The 3861-nt window shown below is 61.9% G+C and carries 4 protein-coding genes; 3 read left to right on the forward strand and 1 reads right to left on the reverse strand.

The window, feature by feature from the left end:
* A partial coding sequence (locus tag WBP53_RS07850; protein ID WP_423927633.1) for a serine/threonine-protein kinase occupies nt 1-507 on the reverse strand: 507 nt, incomplete at its 3' end.
* Nucleotides 508-1147: 640 nt separating this feature from the next.
* On the opposite strand from WBP53_RS07850, the gene WBP53_RS07855 reads away from it, so the two are divergent.
* The 3 genes from WBP53_RS07855 to WBP53_RS07865 form a co-directional block, all read left to right on the forward strand.
* Nucleotides 1148-2905 (forward strand): InlB B-repeat-containing protein, encoded by a 1758-nt coding sequence (locus WBP53_RS07855; protein WP_423927635.1) that lies wholly within the window; start codon nt 1148-1150, stop codon nt 2903-2905.
* Between the two features lie 10 nt (nt 2906-2915).
* Entirely contained in the window at nt 2916-3545 is a 630-nt protein-coding gene (locus WBP53_RS07860) for a hypothetical protein (protein ID WP_423927636.1), read from the forward strand.
* Nucleotides 3542-3861: hypothetical protein (locus WBP53_RS07865; RefSeq protein ID WP_423927638.1), on the forward strand; the 320-nt coding region annotated here is incomplete at its 3' end. The genes WBP53_RS07860 and WBP53_RS07865, both read left to right, overlap by 4 nt.

Raw genomic sequence — 3861 nt, forward strand, 5'->3', positions numbered from 1 at the left:
GGGCGCCATGTAGCCCGGCGTACCCATGGCCGATCCGTCAGACGTCAGGGTGGCGTCGTCGATCACGCGGGCGATGCCGAAATCGAGTACCCAGGGATGCAGGCCGCGCTCGCCACGATCCTCGACCAGGATATTCGCCGGCTTCAGATCGCGATGCACGAGCCCGCTCGCATGCGCGGCTGCCAGGGCATCGACAACTGGCAACAACAATTCGATTCGCTCGCACAACGGCAGACGTGCTGCGGCGATATCCAGTGCCTCGCCTTCAATGAACGGCATCACGATCGCCGGCTCGCCGTTGTACTCGGTGACTTCCAGCACCGGGCAGATGTTCGGATGGCTCAGTCGCGACTGCGCTTCCGCTTCACGCCGAATCCGCGCCGCACTCTCTGCGTCGTGCGTACGCACGAGCTTGATCGCCACCCACTGACCCGTAGCGGGATCACGCGACTTGAGTATTCGACCCCCGGCGCCCTCGGCCCAGGGTGTGGCGGTCTCAAGATCCATGGCCCGAGTGTAGCCCGGAAGTTTTTTCCTTTGCACGACGAAATCGGCGTTGAAGGGTACTGACCTGGCGCATCGCCACATGAGCTGTCATTCCCGCGCAGGCCGGAGGCGCTTCACAACAGCCGCAGGGTTGGTCATCGCTTCGACTCAAAGCTCGTCATTCCCGCCCTTCGCCCGGCTCAGGACAGGCTCGGCTGCGCCGAGGCGGGAAACGCTCTTCAACGGCCGAATGGCTGGTCATCGCTTCACAACAGCCGCAGGATTGGTCATCCAGTTCTGCCCTTGCGCTTTTGAGGTAGAAGCAAGAACTGGATCCCCGCCTACGCGAGGATGACGGCAAATAGCAAAAACCGGCGCCCTTTGTCTGTCGTCATTCCCGCCTGCGCGGGAATGACGGGATGGGGGCTGCCGCCAAGGCGCAGCCGAGCCTGCCCTGAGCTTGTCGAAGAGCGGGAATGACGAGTCTCCAGGCAACGCCATCCAAGTCGGAATTCTGTTCCACGGCATTCCCGGCTACGGGAATCCGTCCCGCAAGCGGGAACGAAATTCACGCAAACGCAACGCAAGTGATTGATTGCTGGCGCATGTATCGCTGGCACAGGTCTTGAAGGTTCGAATCCATCTGCAAGGGAGTTCGACCATGACCAAGCGATTTCTGGCATCCGCTTTCTTCACCGCGTTGCTGAGCGGCCTGACCATGGTTCCGGCCAGTGCCGCCACCATCAACGTCAACACGCTCGCCAATGAACTGAACAACGACGGCGATTGCTCGCTGCGCGAGGCGGTCTCCGCAGCGAACAACAACATCGTCGTCGACGCCTGTGTTGCCGGCAGTGCAGCGGTCACCGACAACATCAGGATCTTCCTGGCCGGCGGGATTGAGGCACGTGCCATCGCGATTACCGAGAGTGTGCGCATTACCGGGTTGTCAGGAGGCTTTCTGACCCTCAACGGCGGCGGTGCCGACCGCATCTTCCGGGTCAATATCGATCATGGCACTCAGGTATTCGAGTTGTTCGACATCACCATGCGCGGCGGCAGAGGCGCCATGGGGGGTGCCGTGTTGATCGAGCGCGCACGTCGAAGCCGTTTCAATAATGTTGTGTTCAACGACAACATCACATCGAGCGCAAACGGGTCGGGCGGGGCGATCCACGTCGCAACCATGCCGGAAAGTGACGCCAGCCTCGAAGTCACGGCATGCACGTTCACCGACAATGTCGCATTGGTGTCCGGCGGTGCGATCAACACGAAGATCTCACAAGCGGGCCTGTTCGGGGTCCGCACTATCCAGATCAGGGAAAGCCGGTTTGCCGACAATCTTGCCGCAGGGTTCGGCGGCGCAGTGGCAGTCGGCCGACCTGACGTAGCGCTGGTCGAGCGCAGTCAGTTCGAGCGCAATCGCGCCCAGGCAAATGCGGGTGGATTCGATGCCGGGCTGGGCGGCGCGCTGTTCCTGGATGGCCTGATCGGCGGAACCAGCCTGTTCACTGTCTCGCAAACCAGCTTCATTGAAAACGAGGCGGTGAGGGGCGCCGGTGCGATCCTCATCTATGCCGGCGCCACCAGCGTGGTCAACTCCACTTTCTCTGGAAATTTCTCCGAGTCCGTGGCTGACGCCCATGCCATCAGTGCGCAAGATGGAGCCGTACTGGCCATTGCCTACAGCACATTCATCAACAACGGCCAGGGGAGTTCGGATGACAAGCTCATTCGAATAATCGTCGGTTCGACGGCTAGCCTGCGCAACAGTATTTTCTGGGCCGACTGGGAGCACATGGACGATTGCATCGCGTCGGGCGGCAGCAGCTTCACCTCGCTGGGCGGCAATATCGATGCCACTGGCACGTGTACCTCACACGGCAGCGATCGGCCGATGACCAATCCGCTGCTGCTGCCGCTGAGCAGCTACGGAGATGACACGGCGGCGCTTTCGATGCTGACGCATCTGCCCAGCCCGCTGAGCCCGGCCATCGACATCTTCCAGACGGGCAGTTGCCCCGGCCCGCTCGGTTCCGTTGTCAGTATCGACCAGCGCGGCGACACCAAGCCGGTGGTCGGACCGGTCGGCGGTCAGAACCGCTGCGATGCCGGTGCGGTCGAATACCAAACCGGCATGGAACCGGAAGCCTATCGGCTGCAAGTGGTGGTCGTCGGAAATGGCTCGGTGACTTCTGGTGACGGCATTGATTGCCCAGGCAACTGCGCCGAAGCCTATCTGGCAGGGGCCAGCGTCACCCTGACCGCCAGCGCGGAAGCAGGGTTCACGTTCACTGGCTGGAGTGGCGATTGCCCGGCCGGAACCGGCAACTGCACCCTGGCGATCACTGGCAACCGAGATGTCGTGGCGACTTTCGCAGCGGACGACCGCATTTTTGCCGATGGTTTTGAACCCTGAGCGCCCGGCCATGTTGAACTTCAACGCAGCAACTCACCAACGCGCCAGGCCCGCAGTCGCCATCACCTGGCTTGTTCTGATCCTCGGCGTGAGCGGCTGTGGCCGCAGCGGAACCGACGCGACCAGCCAATCGCAGCCACCCGCGAATAGCCGGTCAATCGCTCCCCAGCCTGATCAGCTCGGCGCAGCAATCAGCGATATCCACCTGCGAGCGATGAAGGAGACCGCTGCGATGCTGCAGGGCAAGCCATCGCCCGATCAGATCGCCGCGCAATTCGCCGAATCGAAGCAGCAATGGATCGCCGAAATGGTCGCGCTCGGACAGCAGGTCGAGAAGCTCGACGACGCCGACAGGAAGCGCGTTGAGGCGGCCGTTCGAACGATGTACCGACAGCTTCAGAGCGATCCGGCACTGAGTGCCGACTGGCAGGCATTTAGTGCCGCGATCAATGCCTACATCAACTCCGATCCCGCGTTCCATCGCGAGCTGAAGCCGCTCAACATTCTTACCCAGTACGCCTTCTTCGATCTGCTGCGCGAACAGGCGCCGCGCGAAGCGGAGCGGCTGGGGTTGATCACGCCAGCATCACCCACCGCCTCGACATCGCAGGCACCTACCGCAGAAGGAGATCCACCATGACTCGATTCACGCGCAGCATTCCCGTTGCCCTGCTCGGCGCCACCCTGATCGCCTGTGGCTCATCCGGTACGCCGCAGGAACAGGTCGACGAGGCCATCACCAAATTGGTGCGCACCTGCAACAACAGCGAAGGCGATGCCTCGGGTGCGAAAGGCCTGGTCGCCTATACCGGGTCTGACAAGGCGCGCAAGTACAAGGACCTGGCCAGCGCAGACGGCGACGACCGGCGCTATCTCAACAAAGCCTGCTACAAGATCAACTCGCTGTTTTCCGGCAAGGAGCGCCGATACACCTTGAGCGACTACAAGACCGAGAC

It is taken from the genome of Dokdonella sp. (genome assembly GCF_049593775.1).
In the GTDB taxonomy this organism is placed as follows: Bacteria; Pseudomonadota; Gammaproteobacteria; order Xanthomonadales; family Rhodanobacteraceae; genus Dokdonella.

Coding starts and splice junctions, on each gene's coding strand:
- WBP53_RS07855 (WP_423927635.1), top strand. CDS start 1,148: ATGACCAAGCGATTTCTGGCATCCGCTTTCTTCACCGCGTTGCTGAGC.
- WBP53_RS07860 (WP_423927636.1), top strand. CDS start 2,916: ATGTTGAACTTCAACGCAGCAACTCACCAACGCGCCAGGCCCGCAGTC.